We start from the raw sequence: 2,097 nt of genomic DNA on the forward strand, positions 1-2,097 counted from the left end.
GAACCCTTCATGCTGATATTCAACTAACGGGTCTCTTTGGCCATAGGCTCTAAGTCCAATCCCTTCGCGTAACCCATCCATGGCATAGAGATGGTCTTTCCACTGGCTGTCAACAATATGCAGCATGATTGCCTTTTCAATATCGCGCATAACAAAGGTTCCAATCTCGTTTTCTTTTTTTTCATAAACATCAAAAAGCTCCTGCAAAATCAGCTCCTTTAAGTCTTCGCGGATATAGTCCTTATTTTCGGATAACCCGGCTAAATGTAGTCCAAATTTATCCCGGACAAAAGTACGTATCCCATCTAAATCCCAGTCAACCTGATGTTCCTTTTCCGGCACATAGGTATCCAGCGCCTTATCTAAAACGTCTTCAATAATTCCGGAAATATATTCTTTTAATTCTTCCCCTTCCAAAATCATCCGGCGCTGGGCATAGATTACTTCACGTTGTTTATTTAAAACATTGTCATACTCTAACAGATGTTTCCGGCTGTCAAAATGAAAAGACTCTACTCTTTTCTGAGCAGTTTCAATCGAACGGGTGATTAATGGGTGCTGGATATTCATCCCCTCCTCAACCCCAAGTTTATCCATTACCCGCATAATCATATCCGACCCAAACAAGCGCATAAGATCATCTTGCAGTGAGAGATAAAAGCGGCTTGACCCGGGATCCCCCTGCCGGCCGGCCCGGCCGCGCAGCTGATTATCAATCCGGCGCGCCTCATGACGTTCCGTGCCAATAATATGCAAGCCGCCAAGTTCTACAACCTTGTTATGTTCGGTTCCAATTTCTTCTTTAACCCGTTCTAACACTTCTTGTTTTTGTTCCGCTGTTGCCAAGTGCGGGTCAATCCCTTTTTTACGTAATAGCTCATCTGCAAAAAACTCTACACTTCCCCCAAGTAAAATATCCGTTCCCCGGCCAGCCATATTTGTCGCAATGGTAATACTGCCTAAACTGCCGGCCTGGGCAACAATAACCGCTTCCTGCTCATGATATTTTGCATTTAAGACTTTATGCGGGATACCTTTCTGTTTAAGCAGACGGGAAATTAATTCTGATTTTTCAATAGAAATAGTTCCGACAAGCACCGGCCGTCTTTTCTCATATAATTGAAGAATCTCTTCAATGACTGCGTTAAATTTCTCCTGTTCGGTCTTATAAATTGCATCCGGAAAATTTGTGCGGATTAATGGTCTATTTGTGGAAATCGATAACACTTCTAACTTATAAATATGCCGAAACTCCGGCTCTTCCGTGAGCGCGGTCCCGGTCATGCCGGCAAGTTTTTTATACATGCGGAAATAATTCTGAAAGGTAACTGTGGCTAACGTCTGATTTTCCCGTTCAATCTTTACCATCTCTTTTGCCTCAACCGCCTGATGCAGTCCATCACTCAGCGCCGACCCGGCATAAGCCGGCCGGTAAACTCATCCACAATCATTACCTGTCCATCGCACACCACATAATCCACATCACGTTTTAAAACCGTATGCGCGCGCAAGGCTTTATCAATATGGTGCTTATACTCCACTGACTCTATGCTATGTAAACTTTCCAGTCCCAGCAGCTTTGCCGCTTTTTCTGCACCCGCCTCAGTAAGATAAGCGGTTTTTGCCTTCTCATCAATAATAAAATCCCCGGTTTCTTCTTTGGTCTCCTCATTTCTTTTGCCGGCAATTAGTTTAGGAATTATTTTATCGATCTTATAATATTTATCCGTGGATTCTTCTGCCGGTCCGGAGATGATCAGGGGAGTTCTCGCCTCATCGATTAAAATACTATCCACTTCATCAACAATCGCATAATTAAGCTCTCGCTGCACCATATCCTGCTTACGCACGGCCATATTATCCCTTAAATAATCAAACCCAAATTCATTATTCGTTCCATATGTAACATCACAGTTATAAGCATCTTTACGGGTAATCGGACGTAAGTTTTCCATCCGTTTGTCCCAGGCAGTATTATCAGTATAGCCGGGGTCATAGACAACTGAGGTATCGTGGCTAATCGCGGCACAACTAATTCCCAGGGCATAATAAACACGCCCCATCCAGCCGCAATCTCTTTTTGCCAGGTAATCATTA

The 2,097-nt window shown here is 43.6% G+C and carries 1 pseudogene; it reads right to left on the reverse strand.

What is annotated here, in order from left to right:
* Positions 1-2,097 (reverse strand): annotated as a pseudogene (gene secA, locus KKC91_12740) (preprotein translocase subunit SecA).

The organism is bacterium, from assembly GCA_018812485.1.
Taxonomy (GTDB): domain Bacteria; phylum JAHJDO01; class JAHJDO01; order JAHJDO01; family JAHJDO01; genus JAHJDO01.